The organism is Pseudidiomarina piscicola (assembly GCF_902806985.1).
In the GTDB taxonomy this organism is placed as follows: Bacteria; Pseudomonadota; Gammaproteobacteria; order Enterobacterales; family Alteromonadaceae; genus Pseudidiomarina; species Pseudidiomarina piscicola.
This window is the reverse complement of sequence record NZ_CADCXY010000001.1, coordinates 762,088-783,130: the sequence shown is the minus strand read 5'-3', so window position 1 is coordinate 783,130 and position 21,043 is coordinate 762,088. Positions and strand designations below refer to the sequence as shown.

Genomic DNA, 21,043 nt, shown 5'->3' with positions numbered 1-21,043 from the left:
ATGGCTCAGTCGGGCTTAGAAGATAAAGCAGGAACAGTGCGCGAAGGTGAAGAGCTGCCAATACAGCAGCTTGCGAGCTATTTAACTCACCACTTTCCGCACTTGCAAGGCGAACTCGAGGTCACACAGTTTGCCGGAGGTGCCTCGAATTGGACCTATCGTTTGCAGTTTGCCAATGCCGATTGGATTTTGCGGCGACCGCCCGCAGGAACTAAGGCCGCTTCGGCGCATGATATGGGCCGTGAATACCGCCTGCAAAAAGCACTGCAAGACGTCTACCCCTATGTGCCTAAAATGTTGCACTATACCGATGACGAGACGGTGATTGGTGCCGAGTTTTATATTATGGAGCGGGTGGCCGGTATTATACCGCGCAAGAATATGCCCCGCGATTTATCTTTAAGTGAGCCACAAACACGTAAGCTCTGTGAAAACGCACTCGATTGTTTAATCGAGTTACACCAAATCGATATTCATGCGCACGGGCTTGATCATTTAGCCAAAGGGCAAGGCTACACGGAACGACAAGTACTGGGTTGGAATAAGCGTTATCGGCAAGCCAAAACTTGGAATGTTCCGAAAAGCGAACGCATCATGACGTGGCTCGAACAAAATAAGCCACAAAATGAACGCTTGTGCATGACCCACAATGATTTTCGCTTCGACAATTTAGTGTTAGATACGCAAGACCCGACTAAAATTATTGGTGTGTTGGACTGGGAACTCGCTACTTTGGGTAATCCATTAATGGATCTTGGTAACAGCCTTGCCTACTGGATCCAAGCGGACGATGATGCGATCGCTCGTTCAACGCGCAGGCAACCTACCCATTTACAGGGCATGTTAAGTCGCGACGAGGTAATTCGATACTATTGCCAGCGTATGGATGTTGATGTTGCTGACTTTACCTTTTACGAAGTATTTGGGCTGTTTCGACTTAGCGTGATCGCGCAGCAAATCTATTACCGTTATCATCATAAACAAACTCGGAATCCAGCCTTTAAAAACTTTTGGTTTTTGGTGCATTATTTACATTGGCGTTGTCGCCGACTTATTAAACAGCAGGGGAAAGTATGACCCAAGCAGTGCGTAAAACAATACTTATTACCGGCGCAAGCTCAGGTTTGGGCGAGGGAATGGCACGTGAGTTTGCCAAGCAAGGGCGCGATCTTGCCTTGTGTGCGCGGCGTACCGACCGGCTTGAGCAATTAAAGGTAGAACTCGAGCAAGCGTATCCGACGACGCGTGTCAGCATTAAAGCACTTGATGTGAATGATCATGATGCGGTGTTTAGAGTGTTTAAAGAGTTTAAGCAGGAATTTGGCAGCCTTGACCGGGTGATCGTGAATGCCGGTATGGGCAAGGGAGCGTCGTTGGGCACGGGGTACTTCTATGCCAATGTGCAAACCGCACAAACCAATTTTGTTGCAGCTTTGGCTCAGTGCGAAGCTGCGCTAGAGATTTTCCGTGAGCAAAATAGTGGGCATCTAGTTACCGTGAGCTCGATCAGCGCACTGCGTGGCATGCCTAGGGCAATGACTGTCTATGCGGCAACAAAAGCAGGTTTGCTATCACTGACCGAAGGCATCCGAGCCGATCTGATAAAGTCGAATTCACCGATTAAGGTGAGCTGTATTCTGCCCGGTTATATCCGCTCGGAAATCAATGAAAAGGTCAAAAACACCCCCTTTATGATTGATAACGAAACCGGTTGTCGTTTGTTAGTGAAAGCGATCGACAAAGAGCCTGTACAATCGTATGTACCAAGCTGGCCATGGGCCGTGATCGGCTTTTTAATGAAGCGGTTACCGCTAAAGTGGGTGATGAAGCTCGGTTAATTCATCACCTTTGTTGTTGCTTCTAACGGCCGGCATTGATTGACACGCTGGGTCGCAATACTTAGCGTGCTGGCGCCCCCTGCGGCGTGCGGGTAAACAAACGATGTGATGGCAATGCTTAACTCGCCACGTGAACTGCTATGCTGAATGGTAAGTTGCCGTTCATCCAAGACAAGTTGCAAACAGCCCTTGTTCAGTGGCGACGTAGCTAAGCGTTGCCACTCGTCATCATAGGCTTTATAAACCCATACCTCGTGGCCTTCCCAGCTTAGATCGTTGCCTCGTTGGCAACGATAGAGGCCAAGCTGTGCCTCATTGTCGGCGGTACTCAGCCCCTGTATTTTTTGGCAGTTACTAGCCTGTGGTTGTTCCGGTTGGTAGGTCGACCATTGGTAAATGAAGACCCCGACAAAAACCACAGTCAGTGTTACGCCTGCGGCAATAAACCAGAGGCCCAGACGTTTGGTAAAGTTACTTATGCTGCGAAAAAATCCCATGACTTTTACGGTTCCTTTGGTGTTGTCGATGCGAGGTAACTGTTGTTGGTCAGTGTAGCGGATACCTTTTACGAATAACAATCACCGCGAGTACGGATACTTCCTTATTAGGCTAAGATTAGTTATGGTGACAACACCAATAAGGAGCCTTTATGATTTATGCAATTATTGTCATAGTAATTGGCGTTGCAGTGTTCTTTAGCGGTATCTGGGAACAAAATTTAAGCACGATAATCCTAGGTGCGCTGCTGGAAGGCGGTGGTTGGTTAGGATTCTATATTGCGTGGCGAGCCGCCAAAAACAAGGGAAAATAATTAACAATGAACAGTAGTATTATAAAACGTATTAGTTCGCTTGCGGTTATTGTCGCTGGTTTGTTAGCGGCTGTTTTGGCGCCCGCGGGAGGCAACACTGCAAGTTGGCGCTGGTTCGGTTTGTTTTTGATTTTGCTCGGTGTCTACTTTCTACTTGGGCAACGTAGCACTGCGGAACAACGCACCGTAGCTGCCCAACAACGCTCAGAAACACCACCGCTGCGCTGGTATCAATCGCCCATTCTTTGGGTTCCGGTGATTGCTGCCGTGCTCGCAGTTATCTCTTTGGCCCTTTAACACGTAGCGAAACATGCCCATGGATCTCAACTGTGACTTAGGTGAAGGCTATGGCGTTTGGCAGATGGGTGATGATGCTGCAGTGATGCCATTTATCGACCGCGCTAATATCGCCTGTGGTTTTCACGCCGGTGACTACAATATTATGCAAGCCACGGTACGCTTGGCAAAACAACATAATGTACTGATAGGTGCCCATCCGAGTTACCCCGATAGGCATGGCTTTGGTCGTCGGGCAATGCAGTTTAGTGAAGATGAACTGCGGGCAATGTTGCTACACCAAATTGGTGCCTTAGAAGCTATTTGCCATGCTGAGCAAGTAAGCCTGAGCTACGTGAAGCCTCACGGTGCTCTGTACAACGCCATGCAAACGGACAGTAAACTATTTGCGGTGGTTGTACGAACACTGCATGCCATGAATCGCGGTCGGGCTAAGCCGTTGGCTTTGATGACGCTGGCCAAATTAAAATCTGATACAGAAGCAAATATAGCTGCTAGGTATGATGTTCCATTGTTGTTTGAAGCCTTTGCTGATCGCCGCTATGAAGCTAACGGCGAACTCCGGGCGCGGCAGTTTGAAGGCGCAGTATTGCAGCAGCAAGCAGCGATTGTCGAACAAGCCGTAGCGTTTGCCCGTGGTGACGTGATTCAAGCCCATGATGGTGCCGAATTACGGCTGTCTGCTGACACCTTGTGTGTGCATGGTGACAATCCGCAGGCGGTGGCAGCGATAAAAGCCATTCGTGAAAGGTTATAATGATGCGTTGGGACTTCTTAACAGCTGCGGCTGATGCACTGATGGTGCAATTTGAAGAAGAAATTGACCTTGAGATCAACGCCAAAGTTCATCGTTTGGCTTACCTACTTAACCACAACGACTACGATTGGGTGGTTGAAGTGGTTACCAGTTATCGTAGTTTGCTGCTGTACTACGACGTGCTCGAATGCAATGAAGCGCAAGTCAAGCAGGCCCTTAGACCACTTGTCGAGGAAGTCCTCGCCGCTGAAGATAAAACCCAGTCAGACGTGTGTCAGCATCAGATCGATGTTTGTTATGATGCCGAGCTTGGCATCGATCTCGAAACTGTTGCAGCGACCTTAGGGATGTCAACCGATGAGGTCGTGCGCTTACATACGGATCGACTTTATCATGTCTACACTTTAGGTTTTGCTCCGGGCTTTGCCTATATGGGCGATGTCGATGAAAAACTTAGAGTCGCCCGGCATGATACGCCACGACAAAAAGTGGTGCAGGGCAGCGTCGCGATTGCAGGCCAACAAACGGCACTTTACCCACAAACATCACCAGGAGGGTGGCAAGTGATTGGTCGCGCTGTTACGTGGCCGCGTCTAACCCCCGGCGATAAAGTACAATTTAATGCCATAAGTCGCGCGGAGTTTGCCGAGCAATGTAAAGCCCATGGAGTCAACCATGACTGACGGGGTGCGGATAGAACAGCCGGGACTATTGGCGACATTGCAAGACCTCGGACGCTTTGGTCAACAAGCGCAAGGGGTGACTGAAGGTGGGCCGATGGACGAACGCGCGTTCTTGTGGGCAAACCGCTTACTTGGTAACGCCTTTGATGCAGCACAAATTGAAGTAACCCTCGGGCAATTTAGTCTCACCTTCCTGCGCAAGACGTTATTTGTCGTAACCGGTGCCGACTATCCGCTAACGCTCAATAAACGCCCCATGAAAACGTGGCGCGTGAACCAAGCCCAAGCCGGCGATACCTTAACGATAGGCACCAATGACTCTGGCTTACGTTGCTATGTGGCGGTGGCCGGAGGTTTTAGTGCGGAGCCGGTGCTCGGTAGTGTCGCCACCGTGGTACGAGATCGGCTCGGCGGCCTTTCACAACAAGGCACACCGTTAGCAGCAGGTGATGTGATAGCAACACTGCCAAGCCCTGAACAGACTCTTGAGAGTCGACGACCAAGTAGCCGGGTAATGACCGCAGTACCAAGTCGACCGACGTTATCATTAATACCTGCAGCACAATTCCAGCAATTTAACGCCGCGGCACGTGACCTGTTGGTGCAACAAACGTACCAAGTCACCGCCAAGCAAGATCGTATGGGCATTCGCTTACAGGGGCCACAGCCACTGACTGAGGTTCCGGGTAATATGATTTCTGAACCGCTGCCGATAGGAAGTGTGCAAGTGCCGCCAGATGGTCAGCCTATTGTGATGATGAATGACCATCAAACCCTTGGTGGTTATCCCAAAATAGGTGTGTTGAGTTGGACCGCACGTAGCCTGTTAGCGCAACTACCAGCAGGGCGTAAGTTTCAGTTCCGTTGGTTGCCACTTGATGAAGCACAGCGCGAGTTACGCCAAGTTCGTAGGTTTTTTAATATCCTGCGGTAAAAGGGCGTGGGGGTAAGCCTTCAAGCCTTGCCAGCCGCTTCATAAACTGCGATCATAACGCTCATTTTTTGATGTTTGGAGACGTAAATTCCATGGCAGCCGACGCGCCTCGCAGTAACTTTATTCGTCATATCATCGACAAGGATCTGGCCAGTGGTAAACATAGCCAGGTTCATACTCGTTTTCCGCCTGAACCTAATGGCTTTTTGCACATTGGTCACGCTAAGTCGATCGTGCTTAACTTTGGTATCGCCGAAGACTATCAGGGAACCTGTAACTTACGCTTTGACGACACTAACCCACTGAAAGAAAACGTTGATTTTGTGAAGTCAATCGAAGCCGATGTGCGTTGGTTAGGTTATGAGTGGCAAGGCCAGCCGCGCTATTCTTCAAACTATTTTGATCAGTTGCATGGTTTTGCGGTGGAATTGATTGAGAAAGGCTTGGCTTATGTTGATTTTTCCAGCCAAGAAGAAATGCGAGAAATGCGTGGTACCTTGAAAGAGCCTGGTGTTAACAGCTCTTATCGCGCAACCTCGGTCGAGGAAAACTTAAAGCATTTCGCCGATATGACCGCCGGAAAATACGAAGAAGGTAAGGCAGCACTACGCGCTAAAATCGACATGAGTTCGCCGTTCATGGTTCTGCGCGACCCGGTGATCTATCGCGTTCGTTTTGCACATCATCACCAAACTGGTGACAAGTGGTGTGTTTATCCAATGTATGACTTCACCCACTGTATCTCGGATGCTTTAGAAGGGATTACGCACTCGTTGTGTACCCTTGAGTTTCAGGACAACCGCCGGTTGTATGACTGGGTGCTGGAAAACATCAGTATTGATTGTCATCCGCAGCAAATTGAATTCTCGCGCCTCAATTTACAGTACACGGTGATGAGCAAGCGTAAGTTACATTTGTTGGTTGAAGACGGCAAAGTAAGTGGTTGGGATGATCCGCGTATGCCAACGATCGCCGGCATGCGTCGGCGCGGCTACACGCCACATTCGGTGCGTGAATTCTGTCACCGTATCGGCGTGACAAAAATGGATAATCAAGTCGAAATGAGCATGCTTGAAGCCTGTATCCGTGATGAGCTTAATCATGGCGCACCACGTGCCATGGCGGTCATTGACCCGATCCGGCTCGTGATCGAGAATTATCCAGAAGGGCAAGTTGAACAACTACAAGCACCGAATCATCCGAATGATGAAACAATGGGTACTCGCGAAGTTCCGTTTGCGCGCGAAATCTATATCGAGCGAGAAGATTTCCGTGAGTCTGCCAACAAAAAATATAAGCGTTTAGTGTTAGACAAAGAAGTTCGGTTACGCAACGCCTACGTGATTAAAGCAGAGCGGGTTGAGAAAGATAGTGAGGGTACTATCACCACTATTTACTGTAGCTATGACCCAGAGACTCTAGGTCAAGCTCCAGCAGACGGTCGTAAAGTGAAGGGGGTCATTCATTGGGTTGCCGCTGAGCACGCTAAGCCAGCAGAGTTTCGCTTATATGACCGACTGTTCCAAGTGCCTAACCCAGCGGCCGAAGAAGACTTCTTTAGTACGTTAAACCCAGACAGCCTGGTGGTGAAGCAAGGCTTTGTTGAACCTGGAATGGTAAATGCGGAAGCTGAAAAGTCATTTCAGTTCGAGCGTATTGGTTACTTCTGTGCCGATAACAAAGACAGTTCAGCTGAGCATCTCGTGTTTAACCAAACCGTGGGCTTAAGAGACACCTGGAACGACGAAGCCTGATCAGGCTTCGTCGACACTATTGAGGCTGGCGATCGGTTAATTTAAGGTTGCCAGCTCAATGCGTGCTGCGGTTGCGTATAAGGTACTAGAGTCCCCCTCTACGACACCCTCTGGAGTAATTGTTGGCCACAGGTTAGGTAAGTCTTTAAGCAGGGCTTCAACCTCGGCAATGGCGTCACTGTTTTGTTCACGTTGCGCTGCAGACAACTCATTGATGCGAGCATGGGCGATTTGCGTGAAGCCATAGGCATCTTGAAATTCATGTACGTTTACCACAGTGCCTTGTTCTACACCTAAGTCATATTCTTCGGCAGCGGTCAGTAACATGGTACTTAAACTCATCAAAACTGCTTTGACAGATTTCTCAGTGACGGCTTCAGCAGTGGTAATTGCCGTCATTAAATCTTTATAGGCAGCATTCACCGCTGCTTCGCCAAGCTCACCGTTCACCGCGTCGGCTAGATTACTCAGTTTAGCGCCAAAGCCCGGCACTTGCCGCGCAGTAAAGGCTGGAATGAGCGCCGCATAAAGCTCATCCTCAGGATGCTTCATATGGGTTTTTGCCATTGTTAAATGACCTTCATCATAGAGCTTCTTGCCAACATACAAGTGGCCACGAATAAGCCCTAAGTGCGCTAAGTAGGCGCTGTCATTGGTGCGTAAGTCAACGCTCCCAGAACCTTCGCCTTCGCCTTCACCGCCGCCACCTTCAAAGGGGGCAACAACGCTCATGGTGTGCGGGTGGGGGGCATTCGTATCGATACCATCAGCGTGAACAACTGATGAACCTAAAACAGCTGCGCTAACTGCGAGCCAAACTTTACGTTTCTCTTTCATGGTAATGACCTTCTACATTGCGTTATCAGCAATAGATTAGTTATACTTCCTATAATTTCACAAATGAGAGTCATTCTCAATAGCGGCGAAGATGATCCTACATATTAAACAGGTTATTGATACCGGTACCTTGTCGGTTATTCAGGACAAATTAGGCAGCGCAAGCTTTGCGAACGGTCGGGAAAGTGCCGGCTGGGCGGCGCAAGGTGTGAAAGACAATGAGCAGTTGCGGGCGCCGCATCCGTTAATCGAATTACTACTGAAGCGGCTGCAGCAACATGAAATGGTGCAACAGGCTGCGCGTCCACTGCAGTTTGTTAACACCATGATTAACCGCTATCAGCCTGGGCAAAGTTACGGCACGCACATGGACGACGCGCTAATGTTTGCACGCGACAGTGGTGTGGCCATAAGCACTCGCACGGATCTCTCGTTTACCTTAGGTTTAACACCGTTAGCAGATTATGAGGGCGGTGAACTGGTGATTGAGGATAGCTCAGGTGAGCGTTCTTGGCGTATAGACGCCGGCGATTTATTGCTTTATCCCAGTAGCTTTCTGCACCGAGTGAATCCAGTTTCAGCGGGAACACGTACAGCTATGGTGGGATGGATTGAAAGTTTGTTAAGAGAGCCTCAGCAACGCGAGATCTGTTTTGATCTGTTCCAGAGTCTGCAGTATGAATTTAACGCCCATGGCAAAACAAGCCAGTTTGACCAACTTAGTAAAACCTACAATAACTTGTTACGTCGCTGGGCCAAGCGCTAATTCTGAACGGAGTGATTTATGCAGTGTGTATTTCAAGCGGACAACGTGGTTGAAGCGGAATTAGTGAAAGGCTTACTCGAATCGAACGGTATCGCTTGTCATAGTGGCGGCTTTTATTTGCAAGGCGCGGTCGGTGACTTGGCCGCAACCGGCTTTGCTAAGCTATGGGTAGCCGATGAAGACATTGACTCGGCAACGCAGCTTATTAAAGGTTATGAGAACGGCGAGTTTGCGATAACAGACGCTGATTAATCAGCGTCTGAGATATTATTCACGCAACTTTCGGGCGTTTTGCATTCACCGTAGAGATAAAGGCTGTGATTGGTCAGCTCGATATTATGTTCTTTGGCGACTTTAAGCTGGCGCTCTTCAATGATCTCATCTTCGAATTCGTAGACATGACCACAGGTCAAACAAACGAGATGATCGTGATGATCTTTAGCACTAAGCTCGAATACCGAACGGCCACCTTCAAAGTGATGGCGGGTCACAATACCAGCGTCTTCAAATTGATTTAGCACGCGATAGACGGTGGCTAAACCAATTTCTTCATTCATCTCTAACAGAATCTTATAGACATCTTCAGCACTAATATGCTGATTGTCTGGGCTTTTCAGGATTCCAAGGATTTTGACTCGTGGAGAGGTAACTTTTAGTCCTGCTTTCTTTAGTTGTTCTTCACCATTGCTGCTCATTAGAATTCACTTTCTCGTTAATTAAGCTTGAAGCCATTATAGGCAAAGTTCAGCGGGAAAGGGAACGACCAATTAAGCTAATTGGTCGAGGGCCATTTCGTCTCGAAGTTGAGCGCACCATTGCTTGACTCGCTCTTTAGTGAGTTCGGGTTGGCGATCTTCGTCTATGCCAAGGCCGATAAAGTGGTCGTCGTCGACTAACGCTCTAGAGGCTTCAAAATCGTACCCTGCGGTTGGCCAATGACCAATAATGATACCACCACGCGCTTCAACGATATCGCGAACTGTTCCCATAGCATCAAGAAAGTATTCAGCATAGTCTTCTTGATCGCCACAGCCAAAGATCGCAATCAACTTATTATTGAAGTCAATTTCTTCAAGCTCAGGAAAAAAGTCGTCCCAATCACATTGAGCTTCGCCGTAGTACCATGTTGGAATACCCAACATCAGCAGGTCATAACTGGCGATATCTTCTTTGCTCGACTTGGCAATATCAAACACATCAATTAGGTTTTTGCCTAAGTCTTTTTGAATCATTTGTGCGATAGCTTCGGTGTTACCTGTATCGCTACCGAAGAAAATTCCAACACTAGCCATAGATGTACTACTACCTTTATTGAAATGAACGGAGTGCCGGTTAAATTCCAGCTTCCCAAATTACTTGAATAATACCTTTAGCGATAAAACCGGCACAGCCAAGAAACAGCACCAGCCAAACAAACCAACGGCCAAATTTTGGTACGTTGCTCTTCGTGAGCACGTCTTGAATGGCGAGACCAATAAGGAGAAACAGAATTCCAATAGCGATATTGGTGCCAAGAATCTCGATGGTTTCGTAATGTTGTGACAGCATGACAGCAACACTCATTCAGTTAAATACAAAGGCCGATTATAACATGCGCAGGCCGCACGTGCGAGGTGGTTACTCTAAAAATCCGCGCGCTAGCCGGTTAAATACACGGGGCTTTTCGGCGTGTAACCAATGGCCCGTACCTTCGATTATTTTAATGTCGACATTTTCAAAGCGTGCGTTAACTGCGTCGCGGTGTGCTTCAGTAAGGTAGTTTGAGTTGCCGCCTTTAATAAAAAGCACCGGGCCTGAGAATGTTCCTTCGCGAACACCTCCGGAAATCTCTTCGTAGCACTGGTCGATGACGGCTAAATTTAAGCGCCATTGATAGTGGTCATTGTCGCGTTTAAGGTTTTTCAACAGAAACTGTCGTACGCCTCGCTCGTCAATGGCCGCGGCGAGCGCCTTATCGGCGTCGCTACGCGATTGAATGGTCGTCATGTCCATAGCTTCTAAAGCGTCCAAGATATGACGATGCCGAGCATCGTAAGCAACGGGAGCGACATCGGCCACAATCAGTTTCTTCACTCGGTCAGGGTAAGTTAAGGCGAACTCCATTGCCAGTTTGCCACCCATGGAGTGCCCAACAAGACTAGCTTGATCAATCTCGAGATGATCGAGTAAGTGTTTTACATCTTCGGCCATCGCAGCATAATTCATACTGTCACTATGAAATGAATCACCATGATTGCGGCAGTCCATGACGACGACCCGGTGGTCGTCAGCCAGGTCACGGCCGAGGCGTTTTAAATTATCTAAGTCGCCGAATAATCCATGAATAAGCAGTACTGTAGGGCCTTTGGAGCCCATAATTTCGTGATTTACGATACTTTGTTGCGGATCTGACATATCGAACTCCTGTACCCTTGTGGTCCGTTGGGTATAATAGCCTGCATAACGTCAGCTATAAACCTAAAAAAAGTGAACAGCGCATGTCTAAACGGATTGAAATTGACGACGATATCTATCGCCATATCGCCAGCCATACCCAGCATATCGGTGAGAGTGCCTCTGCTATTTTACGTCGCTTACTAGGTCTGGATCAGCAGCAGGACCAGCCGCAAAGTACGGCCGCAGTTGAACCTAAAGTTGCAGAGAAGGCGCACGGTCGAACTATTTTTGACAGTATGACCAGTGCAGATCTCGCTGGACAACGGAGTGTGGTGGCGCGGTTCTTATATATTCTCGAAATGCTGCATAAATGCCATCCTGAAATGTTTCCTAAGGTATTGCAGATCAGCGGCCGTGATCGCCAATACTTTTCGCGCAGTGCGGCTGAGTTAGAAGCCAGCGGCACCAGTACCAACCCGAAACAGATTCCAAATTCTGAATTTTATGTGGTCACCAATAATAATACGACGCGCAAGAAGTCGATGTTAAATCAGGTCGCGTTAGAGTTGGGGTATGATCAAAGTGAAGCGGAAAAAATAAGGGATTTCTTATAATGGCACTGCACCCTCGCGCCGGTGAGCCGGCTCAAGCAGAAGACTTGACCAACATTGCGCAACTAGTGAGCGCTTATTTTGTCAATGAAGTAGACCCACGCCAGCGTGCACAGCAGGTGCAGTTCGGCACTTCGGGGCACCGTGGCTGTTCGTTACAACATTCCTTCAATGAAGCACATATTCTCGCTATTAGCCAAGCGTTGGTTGCTTACCGAGAAGAGCAGGGGATTACCGGGCCACTATTGTTAGGTCGCGACACTCATGCGTTATCAGAAGCTGCCTATATGACAGCTCTTGAAGTTTTCATCGGTAACGGCATCGAGGTTCATGTGCAAAGTGCCGATGGCTACACGCCAACACCTGTGATCAGTAATGCTATTTTGCGCTATAACCAAGGCCGCACCAGCGGTTTAGCGGATGGCGTGGTTATCACGCCATCACATAACCCGCCGAGTGACGGTGGTTTTAAATACAATCCACCCCACGGTGGCCCAGCAGGCAGCGACGCAACCAAAGTCATTGAAAAGTACGCCAATGCGCTCTTGTCGTCAGAGCTCATGGGGGTGAATGCCGTCAGTTATGCCGAGGCGCGCTCGAGCCAGTTATTGCACCAGGTAGATTGGCGAAAAGACTATATCGAGGCACTTGATCAAGTGATTGATATGCAGGCAATTCGCAAGGCAAAGCTACGCATCGGTGTGGATGCTATGGGAGGCGCCGGCGCAAGTTATTGGCAAGGTATCGCCGAGCACTACCAACTTGATATTGAAGTATTCAATGCCGAGGCAGATGCCAGCTTTAGATTTATGAGCCTCGATAAAGATGGCAAGATCCGTATGGACTGTTCGTCGCCTTATGCGATGGCCTCGTTATTAAAATTAAAAGATAACTACGACATTGGTCTTGGTAATGACCCTGATTACGATCGACACGGTATTGTCAGCCCCAAACAAGGGCTATTGAACCCTAATCATTACCTTGCTATTGCCATTGATTACTTATGTCAGCACCGTGATTGGCAGCCCGAATTAGCCTTAGGGAAAACCCTGGTATCGAGTGCCTTAATCGATCGCGTTGCCAACAAGCATCAACGCAAGCTGTTAGAAATGCCGGTAGGTTTTAAGTGGTTTGCACCTGGCCTTGCCAACGGTAGTCTGGCGTTTGCCGGAGAAGAGAGCGCCGGTGCGTCCTTTGTGGACCGCCAAGGTCAGCCATGGAGTACCGACAAAGACGGTATTATTCTAGCCTTGTTAGCCGCGGAAATTGTCGCGGTGACAGGCCAAGATTTAGCCGATTATTACCAGCAGCTTTGTCGCGACCATGGCACCAGCTATTATCGTCGTGTTGATGCCGCCTCAACCGTTGAAATGAACCAAGCCTTTGCGGGTATTCGAGGCTATAAACTTAAGCTCACCGAACTTGCAGGCGATGCGGTTGTTGAAATCATGACCAAAGCTCCGGGCAATGATGCTTTGATCGGTGGGGTCAAAGTAACCACTGAAAACGGTTGGTTTGCGGCACGCCCCTCGGGCACCGAGCCGATTTATAAAATTTACTGTGAAAGCTTTGTGAGTGAAGCGCATTTAACCCAGTTGGCAGAAGAAGCTCAAGCCCTTGTTAAGCAATGGCTCGCCTAAGACGGCGAGCCAGACTTTGGTGTGTCATCTGAGTTGTTTTCGGCGGCTTCTTGCTCTTCAGTGTATTGCTCGACTTGGTATTCGTATTCATCGACCAAGCTGGTAAGCAGTTCGTCCGAGGTTTGTGCTGGACCAAGCATGGCATAACTGCTGCCAATTTGGTCCTCGGCACGAGCGCGACGCGTGACACGATACAGCGAGTAGAGACACACCGTAAGGGTGAGGCTCATAATTAATAAGAAAAAGTAATCCACAGCGCCAAATTGCATTAAAGCCGCAACAGCGGGTGCACCAATAATCGAACCAATACCACCTACTTTGATAATTGCGCCGGTCGCACCTATCATCTGATCTTTCTCAAGGTAGTCGTTGGTATGCGCCATTCCCAAAGAGTAAAGTGGCATGACACAGGCGCCAAATAATGCGACGCAGAGATAAATAAGCCAGATAATCGACGCGTCCAGCTGAGCCAGAATGAGTGCCATCACCGAGCCTAGGCCGGCACAGACCGACATAATCACTCGTCGATCAAAGCGATCGGAAAGCAGCCCAATCGGTGCTTGTGCAACCATGCCGCCAAAAATGAACGACGCCATAAATAACGATACTTGGGTAATACTCAGACCAATATAGATGGCGTACATGGGGCCAATACCATAAAACATCGAGTAGCACGCCTGCATGATAAAGGCATTGACGATGCCAAGCGGCACCAATTTGAGCAAACTCCGAATAGGAACTTTTTTCGCTTCATGGGTTGTTGGCTCAACGGTAACGCTAATAAGTATCGGGATTAGTGCTAAGTTAATTAGCAATGCTACGAGTGCGAACGCCATAAACCCTGACGGGTCGGCAACCCCAAGTAGTAATTGGCCAGCGATCAGCCCCGCATAAATCAGCACCAGGTAAATAGAGAGTAAAGTACCTCGGTTTTTGTTGTCCGCCATGGTATTTAACCAACTTTCCACAATCACGAAAATCGCAGATATGGCAAAGCCGGTGATAAAACGCATAATGAACCACACCGTTGGCTCAACCCAAATTGCCTGAATCAATATGGATGCGGCGGCTAGTGCGGCGAGGCCGCCAAAAGCTCGAATATAGCCAACCCGACGAATATCTTTGGGAGCGCGTGTTGCACCGAACAAGAAGCCGATGAAATAAGCCGACATAATGATACCCGTGGTTAGGGTACCAAAGTTTTCGATCGTGGCGCGTAAACTTAGCAGAGTACTGGTCATGCCGACGCAGATGCCAATCAGGGTAATGCTAGAAAGTAGAGAGCTGATCGCGCGTAGCTGTTGCTTTAGCATAAGCTTAATCCTTGCTGGCAGAGGCTATATTGGAAGCACTAAAAAGTGGAAGAAGTGTAGCACGGATGCAAAATTAGCGAAACGCTAAGAGGTTATCCACAGCTTGTTACTTGCTCGCACTACGCGGCCTGTTTATGATGTACAAATAGAGAGAAAATGAGGCAGTTATGCAGCGACTGATGATCATCGTAGGTTTGGTTTTAATAGCAAGTTTTCTGCCGGTCCAGGCGGCGGACGAAACGACCGAACTCTATCAGCATCGAGTACAGGTGAATAGCCAAGCTGCGAGCGAGCGAGCGTCCGCTTTGCGAGATGCGTTGCAAGCCACGCTGCTTAAACTGACGGGCGACGATACGGTGATGGAGCACCCAGCGGTGCAGTCGGCCCTTGCCGATGTACGCGGGCTGTTGGTGCAGTACGGTTACCAGCAAGAAGAACAATTATGGCTGTGGGCACAATTTGATCAACCGCAAGTCGATCGTCTGATTCAGCAAGCTGGCTCTGGTATCTGGAGTAATGTGCGCCCGCGGTTACTGGTTTGGATGGTCGTTGAAGAAGAAGACCTTTCGCGCCAACTCATGGCAGCAGACAGTGAAGCCATTATCGTACAGCAACTAAGGAATGCAGCGCGTCGACGTGGTGTACCCGTACAATTTCCATTGCTCGATTTAAACGACACCATGACGGTGTCGGTGCTTGATGCATGGGCACGCTTTATGGATACCATCAATTTTGCCAGTAGTCGCTACAGCCCTGATGGCGTTGTGGTGATACGCGTTTATCAAACCGAACCTAGTGCAGAACAAACGGATAAATGGATGGCTGACTGGACCCTCAATCTTGGTCAATTGCGCTGGCAAGGTCAGGTTACTGGCATGGATAAAAGTGAGCTAGGTGCTAAAGCGATTAGCGCGCTGACTGCTGATCTCGCCGAGCGTTATCGCATCGGTAGTCAGTCAGATGTTTTGAATCGTTGGCAACTGACCATTCATGACCTTAAAACCCTGGAAGCGACAATTGCGGCAGAAAAGGTTTTAGCAAGTATCCCGGCGATTATCGACGTCCAATTACTCGGTTACGGTAATCACGCTGCGCGGTACGAATTAACAATGCAAGCAGACATCGCACGCATCCGGCAAGCCATTGATCTGAGTAAGCAGTTGCGCCCCATTGCGACCACATCGACCGATGAAGAATCAGCTAACTTAAGTGCAGACTATAGGTGGGTCGACCCGCAATGACGTTGCAGCAGTTACCACTTAATGTGCAGTTACCGGCAAACGAAACCTTTGCTACCCTGATATCCGGACCTAATGATGAAGCCATTCGGTTGGCCCGAGGTGATGAATTTGGCGAGCCCTCGTTACTCTATTTATGGGGGCGCGCTGGCGTTGGTAAAAGTCATTTGTTACATGCCACCTGTGCAGCCGCCCAAGAACAGGTCATGTATTTGCCCTTAGCAGAGCTGCGCGATACGGTCGCGGCGCAAGTTTTACGGGGCTTAGATGTGTACCCTTGGTTGTGCCTAGATGATATAGATGCGGTGATTGACGACGAAACATGGTGCTATGAACTCTTTGCGCTGTTGAATCGCATTCGAGATGCCCGTCAAAGTCGAGTCCTTATTACGGCGAATAGCTCGCCCGCACACTTAACCGCAGCGTATCCTGATGTACAATCGCGCTTAAGCTGGGGTGTTGTGGTACAGCTACATACCCTAGAAGACCAGGATAAAGTGAAGGCGTTGCAGGTACGCGCACAGGCGATGGGGCTTGAATTGCGCGATGACACCGCACAATTTATGGTACAACGGCTAGGGCGCGACTTGGTGAGCTTAATTCAGTGCTTAGAGCGCTTAGATAAAGCTTCAATCGCAGCTCAACGAAAACTCACCAAGCCTTTTATTAAAGCCGTTTTAGCTATCTAGTCTTTTCATCTTTTAACTTCTTCAAACCAAGCCCTAAAGCGCGCCCTTGATGGCGTGCATACAGCGTGCAGCCGGCGAAAGCTAAGGTCGCAAAGAGTAATTCGGCAGCCGCCCAGTAGCGTTGTTCCGGTGCAATATAGAGCATGGTCAGGCTGTGTAGGAAATACCACATCAGCACAAAATTTGCCCATGCATGAGTGTAAGGCTTACCCTTAACGATGCCGTACATCGGAAACAGTAAAGGCAACACCCAGAATAAACCACGAAACAGCAGCGACTGCTCACTGTGCGCCGTAGCGAACTGCCAAACAACCACACAGATAAAAAGGGCAAAATAACTGACCAGTGCAAGCCAGCGGTAGCGTTGAATTGCGGTGCTCATAACGATTTTGTTTCCTTCTGGGCTGCTAACCGCAGCGCTGTTCGCGCCACGCGACTGCCAAGCTCTTCCGCCAAACTAAGCTCATGTTTGCTGAGCCGTGAACCTGCCGCATGTTCAACATGAGACGCGCCATAAGGGGTGCCACCGGCGGTTGTTTGTTGTAATTCGGGCTCAGTGTAGGGAATTCCGAGTACTAACATGCCATGGTGCAACAGCGGCACTAACATCGAAAGCAGTGTGCTTTCTTGACCACCGTGCATTGAGCTACTCGAGGTGAAAGCTGCTGCTGGTTTATCGACCAGCACACCGCGCAACCATTCTCGCGACGTTTGCTCCCAAAACTTTTGTAAGCCACTGGCCATGTGGCCAAACCGCGTGGGGCTGCCCATGATAAGGCCATCACAGTCGGCTAAGTCGGTATTCGCAATAACTAGATCGCGCGAGCTGGCCGCGTCATCGTCGCTGTCGATGGTGCGCAGTAGCGGCTCTGCACCTGTTTTTCGGACGCCGTTTGCGATGGCGTCGGCCAACTGCTGTGTGCTGCCGCTGCGGCTATAATAGAGAATGACAATCGTTGCCGGAGTCGCCACTTAGAGGATCTCCTCAACGGCTTCCGGTGGACGCCCTAACCGAGCGTGCTCACCCTTAATAACAACGGGACGCTCAATCAGTTTAGGATGCTCCACCATAGCCGCAATGAGCTTGTCTTCGTCATTCTCATCTTTAAGTTGTAACTCTTTGTAGGCGTCTTCTTTAGAGCGCATCAACTCGCGTGCTGACACGAACCCAAGCTTGCGCAAAAGGTCTTTGATATCGTCCGCTGAAAGGGCTTCTTTCAGGTACTCAAAGATCTGCGGTTGAATCCCTTTAGCTTCTAGCAGAGCAAGGGTTTGGCGGCTTTTTGAACAGCGAGGGTTGTGAAAAATAGTAACTTCAGACATGCTAGCTTCCTTTGAGATACTCGATTGTGAGATAGCATAAGGGAATCAGTATGTATTGTCGATTTTTGTCAGTCGCTGGCGCAGTGCTTGTTGCCGGGCTGTTAACAGCATGTTCACCAAGTGCGGACTTTCATACCAACCAAGGTGAGCAATATCATTGGCAAGACTTAGAGGGTGACTATGTGATCGTCAATTATTTTGCCGAATGGTGCGCACCTTGCCTGCGAGAGCTTCCAGAATTGAATCATTTTTATCAACAGCACGGCCATCGGGCTAAACTTTTTGGCGTAAGCTTTGATGGTTTGAGCAACGAGCAACTGGCCCAACTACGTGACGACCACGGAATCGAGTTTCCGTTGATCTTAAACCAGCCCCCGGCACAATTGCCGTTTGCTTCGCCGACCATGTTACCCGCAACTTATGTGGTAACTCCTGCGGGCGAGGTGAAAGGCCCCTTGCTTGGTGAGCAAACCGAGCAGAGTTTACTCAAAGCCATTGGCGTGCACTAAATTAGCTAAGTTTTTCCAGCTGTCGTTTGAGCGCCATAAGCTGCTCGATGCGGGCTTGTAATCGGCGCTGTTCAAGGGTACTCGAACTCTGTCGATGGGCATTGTGGAGGCTATTAATCGCCTGATCAAACTGACCATACAATGCAAGTAATTCGGCACGGGTTTCGTGCATACCGCTGGTGTCGCCGCGCTTTTGGTAAGCATCGACCAATAGTGACATCGCGGTGACGCTTTTAGGCTCTCGCACTAAATAGTCACGTAACAGCTGTACCGTAAGGTCGAGTTGACCCGCTTGCATCGCTGCATTAGCAAAGTTCAGGGTGACCGTTTGTTCGTTTGGCATCCGTTGATAGGCCTGCTCAAGCATCGACAGTGCGGAGTCATAATCTTGCAAGGCCAAGAAGATATCGGTCTGTACATCTAAATAAAAAGTATTGTAGGGATCTTTTTCTAGCAGTGGCGCGAGTGTCTCAGCGGCCGCTTGTGGTTGCTCTGAGTCGAGTAGGGCAATCGCTAGCCCATATTGCGCAGCGGTGGCGATCGTCTGATTGGTGTCGGTCATGTCGTTGCGAGCGGCGGTGGCATTATAAGTTTTGGTGTGTCGCACCATGACCCGATATTTGGCGAGCCAAAATGCAAGCTCGTCGCGTTGACCTTGATTTGGACGGCGCATACGTTCAGCGCGAAGACGTGTATCGGCAATGCGTGACTCGCTTAATGGGTGAGTTAGCAGCATTTCTGGAGGTTTACTGGCGTAGCGGTATTTTTCCGCGAGTCGACCAAAAAAGTCCGGTGCCCCCATTGGGTCAAAGCCGGTTTCCGCCAGAATGGTAATACCAATCCGGTCAGCCTCTTGCTCGAACAGTCGTGTGTAATTAATACTGCGCTGTTGCATGCCTGCCATACTGGCAGAAATAGCTGCCATACCGAGTTCTGGGTTGACGATGCCCAATAAGATCGAGCCTAGCATGGTGGCCAAGGCTGTAGGGCCACTGCGCTGCATTGCGTCCATATTACGTACAATGTGGCGCTGCGACACGTGTGCAATTTCGTGCGCGAGCACCGATGCAAGTTCAGACTCGTTACGAGTTTCAGCAATTAAACCAGTGTTGACACCGATATGGCCGCCAAAGAAAGCAAACGCATTAATCTGGTTTTGATTCACCCAGAAAAATTTAAACGGAAAGTTTACGTCGTTTGCGTTACGAACTAAGCGTGTTCCCACATCGTGCAGGTAGGCATTTAAAACCGGATCACCCAACACTGGCGCAGACGCACGAATTTGGCGCATGTACATTTCGCCGACCGCTAACTCGCGCTCGATCGACATAATGCCACCACCGGCGGTACCAATATCCGGTAAACGTGTTTGTTGCGCAGCGGCGCTAGCCGCTGAAAGGGCAAACAATAAAGCGATGGCAAGGGTCGCTAAACGCGACAACAACGAGTACAACATATAGTTACCTAACAGCTACGGCATCTTGATAGAGTTCACTATAGGTAAAAGGTTCCCACATTTGAATAGTTTAAATTGTATAATCTGGTGGAACACAGCTATCATGATGCTCATACACCTTTAGCACGGAGATGTCAGCGCAATGTGGGACTATCTTAAAGCCTGGTACCAACGAAAGTTTTCTGACCCAGACGCAATTACACTGTTCCTACTGATTTTAGCGTTGTTTCTCATCATCGTTTTTTTTGGCGCCATTTTAGCGCCGATTTTGGTTGCGGTGGTGTTAGCGTACTTGTTGGATTGGCCGGTGCAACGGTTACAACGTTTGGGCGTCACTCATCTGGTGTCAGTGTTTTGCGTTTTCACGCTGTTCATTGCCTTCAATGTGTTACTTATCTTCTTTTTTGTGCCGGTGATTTGGCAGCAGAGCGTGACCCTTATTGGTGAGCTACCGCAGATGATCAGCCAACTACGGGTGCTGTTAAACCGCTTGCCGGAAATGTTTCCGGGCTACATTAGCGAAACCAATATTCACCATATCGTCGACAACCTCAATCAACGTTTGGTGGTGTTCGGTGAGAGTCTCATTAGTCAGTCGTTGAGTCGACTGGTGGGTATTATGGCGCTACTGATTTACTTGATTGTGGTGCCGCTGCTGGTGTTTTTCATGCTGAAAGACAAACGTCAGTTAGTCGACCATCTAAGCCGGTCATTGCCGGCGAATCGTCGCTTGATTTCTCAGGTGAGCGACGAAATGAATTTACAAATAATGAATTACATTCGCGGCAAAGCGCTCGAGGTGGTCATTGTTGGTGGCTTTACCTATATCGGCTTTGCCTTATTTGGTTTGCAGTACGCAGCATTGCTAGCGGTATTAGTCGGTTTATCAGTGCTGATCCCCTACATCGGTGCGGCCGTGGTGACCTTGCCTGTGGCATTGGTGGCATTGTTCCAGTTTGGTTGGAGCGCGATGTTTGCGTATGTGATGATCACTTACTTGATTATTCAAGCGCTGGACGGAAATCTATTGGTGCCGTTGTTGTTTTCAGAGGCGGTCAGCTTGAATCCGGTTTATATTATTGCCGCTGTGCTTGTGTTTGGCGGGCTCTGGGGCTTTTGGGGCGTGTTTTTCGCCATCCCGTTGGCGAGTTTGGTCAAAGCGATCATTACAGCACTTTCTGCCAGTGAGCCGATTCCTCCTACTTCTTAGA

27 protein-coding genes are annotated in these 21,043 nt (G+C 49.2%); 16 read left to right on the top strand and 11 right to left on the bottom strand.

Features of this window, described 5'->3' with window-relative positions; genetic code table 11:
- Both PSI9734_RS03920 and PSI9734_RS03915 read left to right on the top strand, forming a co-directional pair.
- Entirely contained in the window at positions 1-1,077 is a 1,077-nt protein-coding gene (locus PSI9734_RS03920; RefSeq protein WP_173919786.1) for a phosphotransferase family protein, read from the top strand.
- The gene (locus PSI9734_RS03915; RefSeq protein WP_173919785.1) at positions 1,074-1,838 is read left to right on the top strand and encodes an SDR family oxidoreductase; all 765 of its coding nucleotides are present in this window, start codon (positions 1,074-1,076) and stop codon (positions 1,836-1,838) included. Before PSI9734_RS03920 ends, PSI9734_RS03915 begins: the two co-directional genes overlap by 4 nt.
- Here PSI9734_RS03915 and PSI9734_RS03910 read toward each other — a convergent pair.
- The gene (locus PSI9734_RS03910) at positions 1,835-2,335 is read right to left on the bottom strand and encodes a hypothetical protein (RefSeq protein ID WP_173919784.1); all 501 of its coding nucleotides are present in this window, start codon (positions 2,333-2,335) and stop codon (positions 1,835-1,837) included. The two genes, PSI9734_RS03915 and PSI9734_RS03910, sit on opposite strands and share 4 nt — an antisense overlap.
- 152 nt (positions 2,336-2,487) lie before the next feature.
- Between PSI9734_RS03910 and PSI9734_RS03905 the strand changes: the two genes are divergently transcribed.
- From PSI9734_RS03905 to glnS, 6 genes are all read left to right on the top strand, one after another.
- On the top strand, positions 2,488-2,649 hold the full coding sequence (locus PSI9734_RS03905) for a hypothetical protein (protein WP_173919783.1): 162 nt from the start codon (positions 2,488-2,490) through the stop codon (positions 2,647-2,649).
- Between the two features lie 6 nt (positions 2,650-2,655).
- On the top strand, positions 2,656-2,946 hold the full coding sequence (locus PSI9734_RS03900; protein WP_173919782.1) for a hypothetical protein: 291 nt from the start codon (positions 2,656-2,658) through the stop codon (positions 2,944-2,946).
- Positions 2,947-2,959: 13 nt separating this feature from the next.
- Positions 2,960-3,703, top strand: a complete 744-nt coding sequence (locus PSI9734_RS03895; protein ID WP_343039739.1) for a 5-oxoprolinase subunit PxpA — start codon at positions 2,960-2,962, stop codon at positions 3,701-3,703.
- Positions 3,703-4,386 (top strand): 5-oxoprolinase subunit PxpB, encoded by a 684-nt coding sequence (gene pxpB / locus PSI9734_RS03890; RefSeq protein ID WP_173919781.1) that lies wholly within the window; start codon positions 3,703-3,705, stop codon positions 4,384-4,386. The genes PSI9734_RS03895 and pxpB overlap by 1 nt, the downstream gene beginning before the upstream one ends.
- Positions 4,379-5,320: a 5-oxoprolinase subunit C family protein gene (locus PSI9734_RS03885; RefSeq protein WP_173919780.1), complete on the top strand. Its 942-nt coding sequence runs from the start codon at positions 4,379-4,381 to the stop codon at positions 5,318-5,320. The genes pxpB and PSI9734_RS03885 overlap by 8 nt, the downstream gene beginning before the upstream one ends.
- Positions 5,321-5,412: 92 nt before the next feature.
- Positions 5,413-7,074 carry a glutamine--tRNA ligase gene (gene glnS, locus PSI9734_RS03880; RefSeq protein WP_173919779.1) on the top strand — a complete coding sequence of 554 codons (1,662 nt, stop codon included), beginning with the start codon at positions 5,413-5,415 and terminating at the stop codon, positions 7,072-7,074.
- 36 nt (positions 7,075-7,110) lie between these two features.
- Here the strand turns inward: glnS and PSI9734_RS03875 are convergent, their stop codons facing one another.
- Positions 7,111-7,911 (bottom strand): hypothetical protein, encoded by an 801-nt coding sequence (locus PSI9734_RS03875; RefSeq protein ID WP_173919778.1) that lies wholly within the window; start codon positions 7,909-7,911, stop codon positions 7,111-7,113.
- 91 nt (positions 7,912-8,002) lie between these two features.
- On the opposite strand from PSI9734_RS03875, the gene PSI9734_RS03870 reads away from it, so the two are divergent.
- Together PSI9734_RS03870 and PSI9734_RS03865 are read left to right on the top strand one after the other, a co-directional pair.
- Complete coding sequence (locus PSI9734_RS03870) at positions 8,003-8,677, top strand: Fe2+-dependent dioxygenase (protein WP_173919777.1); 675 nt, start codon at positions 8,003-8,005, stop codon at positions 8,675-8,677.
- An 18-nt stretch (positions 8,678-8,695) separates the two neighbouring features.
- Complete coding sequence (locus tag PSI9734_RS03865) at positions 8,696-8,929, top strand: putative signal transducing protein (RefSeq protein WP_173919776.1); 234 nt, start codon at positions 8,696-8,698, stop codon at positions 8,927-8,929.
- Here the strand turns inward: PSI9734_RS03865 and fur are convergent.
- The 4 genes from fur to PSI9734_RS03845 form a co-directional block, all read right to left on the bottom strand.
- Entirely contained in the window at positions 8,926-9,372 is a 447-nt protein-coding gene (gene fur, locus PSI9734_RS03860; protein ID WP_173919775.1) for a ferric iron uptake transcriptional regulator, read from the bottom strand. The genes PSI9734_RS03865 and fur overlap by 4 nt on opposite strands.
- Before the next feature lie 72 nt (positions 9,373-9,444).
- The gene (gene fldA / locus PSI9734_RS03855) at positions 9,445-9,969 is read right to left on the bottom strand and encodes a flavodoxin FldA (protein ID WP_173919774.1); all 525 of its coding nucleotides are present in this window, start codon (positions 9,967-9,969) and stop codon (positions 9,445-9,447) included.
- Between the two features lie 40 nt (positions 9,970-10,009).
- A complete protein-coding gene (locus PSI9734_RS03850; RefSeq protein WP_173919980.1) occupies positions 10,010-10,225 on the bottom strand; it encodes a DUF2788 domain-containing protein in 216 nt (71 codons plus the stop codon).
- Positions 10,226-10,294: 69 nt separating this feature from the next.
- Complete coding sequence (locus PSI9734_RS03845; RefSeq protein ID WP_173919773.1) at positions 10,295-11,071, bottom strand: alpha/beta fold hydrolase; 777 nt, start codon at positions 11,069-11,071, stop codon at positions 10,295-10,297.
- An 83-nt stretch (positions 11,072-11,154) separates the two neighbouring features.
- Here PSI9734_RS03845 and PSI9734_RS03840 point away from each other — a divergent pair, with 83 nt between their 5' ends.
- The gene (locus tag PSI9734_RS03840) at positions 11,155-11,667 is read left to right on the top strand and encodes a replication initiation regulator SeqA (protein ID WP_173919772.1); all 513 of its coding nucleotides are present in this window, start codon (positions 11,155-11,157) and stop codon (positions 11,665-11,667) included.
- Entirely contained in the window at positions 11,667-13,304 is a 1,638-nt protein-coding gene (gene pgm, locus PSI9734_RS03835; RefSeq protein ID WP_173919771.1) for a phosphoglucomutase (alpha-D-glucose-1,6-bisphosphate-dependent), read from the top strand. The genes PSI9734_RS03840 and pgm overlap by 1 nt, the downstream gene beginning before the upstream one ends.
- Here the strand turns inward: pgm and PSI9734_RS03830 are convergent.
- The gene (locus PSI9734_RS03830; protein ID WP_173919770.1) at positions 13,301-14,617 is read right to left on the bottom strand and encodes an MFS transporter; all 1,317 of its coding nucleotides are present in this window, start codon (positions 14,615-14,617) and stop codon (positions 13,301-13,303) included. The two genes, pgm and PSI9734_RS03830, sit on opposite strands and share 4 nt — an antisense overlap.
- Positions 14,618-14,784: 167 nt before the next feature.
- Here PSI9734_RS03830 and PSI9734_RS03825 point away from each other — a divergent pair, with 167 nt between their 5' ends.
- Positions 14,785-15,858: a DUF2066 domain-containing protein gene (locus tag PSI9734_RS03825; RefSeq protein WP_173919769.1), complete on the top strand. Its 1,074-nt coding sequence runs from the start codon at positions 14,785-14,787 to the stop codon at positions 15,856-15,858.
- The gene (gene hda / locus PSI9734_RS03820) at positions 15,855-16,544 is read left to right on the top strand and encodes a DnaA regulatory inactivator Hda (RefSeq protein WP_173919768.1); all 690 of its coding nucleotides are present in this window, start codon (positions 15,855-15,857) and stop codon (positions 16,542-16,544) included. Before PSI9734_RS03825 ends, hda begins: the two co-directional genes overlap by 4 nt.
- Here hda and PSI9734_RS03815 read toward each other — a convergent pair.
- Genes PSI9734_RS03815 through arsC form a run of 3 tightly spaced genes read right to left on the bottom strand, consistent with a single transcriptional unit; the run spans position 16,537 to position 17,867 of the window.
- The gene (locus PSI9734_RS03815) at positions 16,537-16,926 is read right to left on the bottom strand and encodes a DUF2069 domain-containing protein (RefSeq protein ID WP_173919767.1); all 390 of its coding nucleotides are present in this window, start codon (positions 16,924-16,926) and stop codon (positions 16,537-16,539) included. The genes hda and PSI9734_RS03815 overlap by 8 nt on opposite strands.
- Positions 16,923-17,516, bottom strand: a complete 594-nt coding sequence (gene wrbA / locus PSI9734_RS03810; protein WP_217420745.1) for an NAD(P)H:quinone oxidoreductase — start codon at positions 17,514-17,516, stop codon at positions 16,923-16,925. Before wrbA ends, PSI9734_RS03815 begins: the two co-directional genes overlap by 4 nt.
- Complete coding sequence (arsC, locus tag PSI9734_RS03805; RefSeq protein WP_173919766.1) at positions 17,517-17,867, bottom strand: arsenate reductase (glutaredoxin); 351 nt, start codon at positions 17,865-17,867, stop codon at positions 17,517-17,519.
- A gap of 50 nt (positions 17,868-17,917) precedes the next feature.
- Here arsC and PSI9734_RS03800 point away from each other — a divergent pair, with 50 nt between their 5' ends.
- Positions 17,918-18,376, top strand: coding sequence for a TlpA family protein disulfide reductase (locus PSI9734_RS03800; protein WP_173919765.1), 459 nt, complete (start codon positions 17,918-17,920; stop codon positions 18,374-18,376).
- 1 nt (position 18,377) lies between these two features.
- Here the strand turns inward: PSI9734_RS03800 and bepA are convergent, their stop codons facing one another.
- Complete coding sequence (bepA, locus tag PSI9734_RS03795; RefSeq protein ID WP_173919764.1) at positions 18,378-19,832, bottom strand: beta-barrel assembly-enhancing protease; 1,455 nt, start codon at positions 19,830-19,832, stop codon at positions 18,378-18,380.
- Between the two features lie 142 nt (positions 19,833-19,974).
- On the opposite strand from bepA, the gene PSI9734_RS03790 reads away from it, so the two are divergent.
- Positions 19,975-21,042, top strand: coding sequence for an AI-2E family transporter (locus PSI9734_RS03790; protein WP_173919763.1), 1,068 nt, complete (start codon positions 19,975-19,977; stop codon positions 21,040-21,042).
- Position 21,043: the final 1 nt, after the last annotated feature.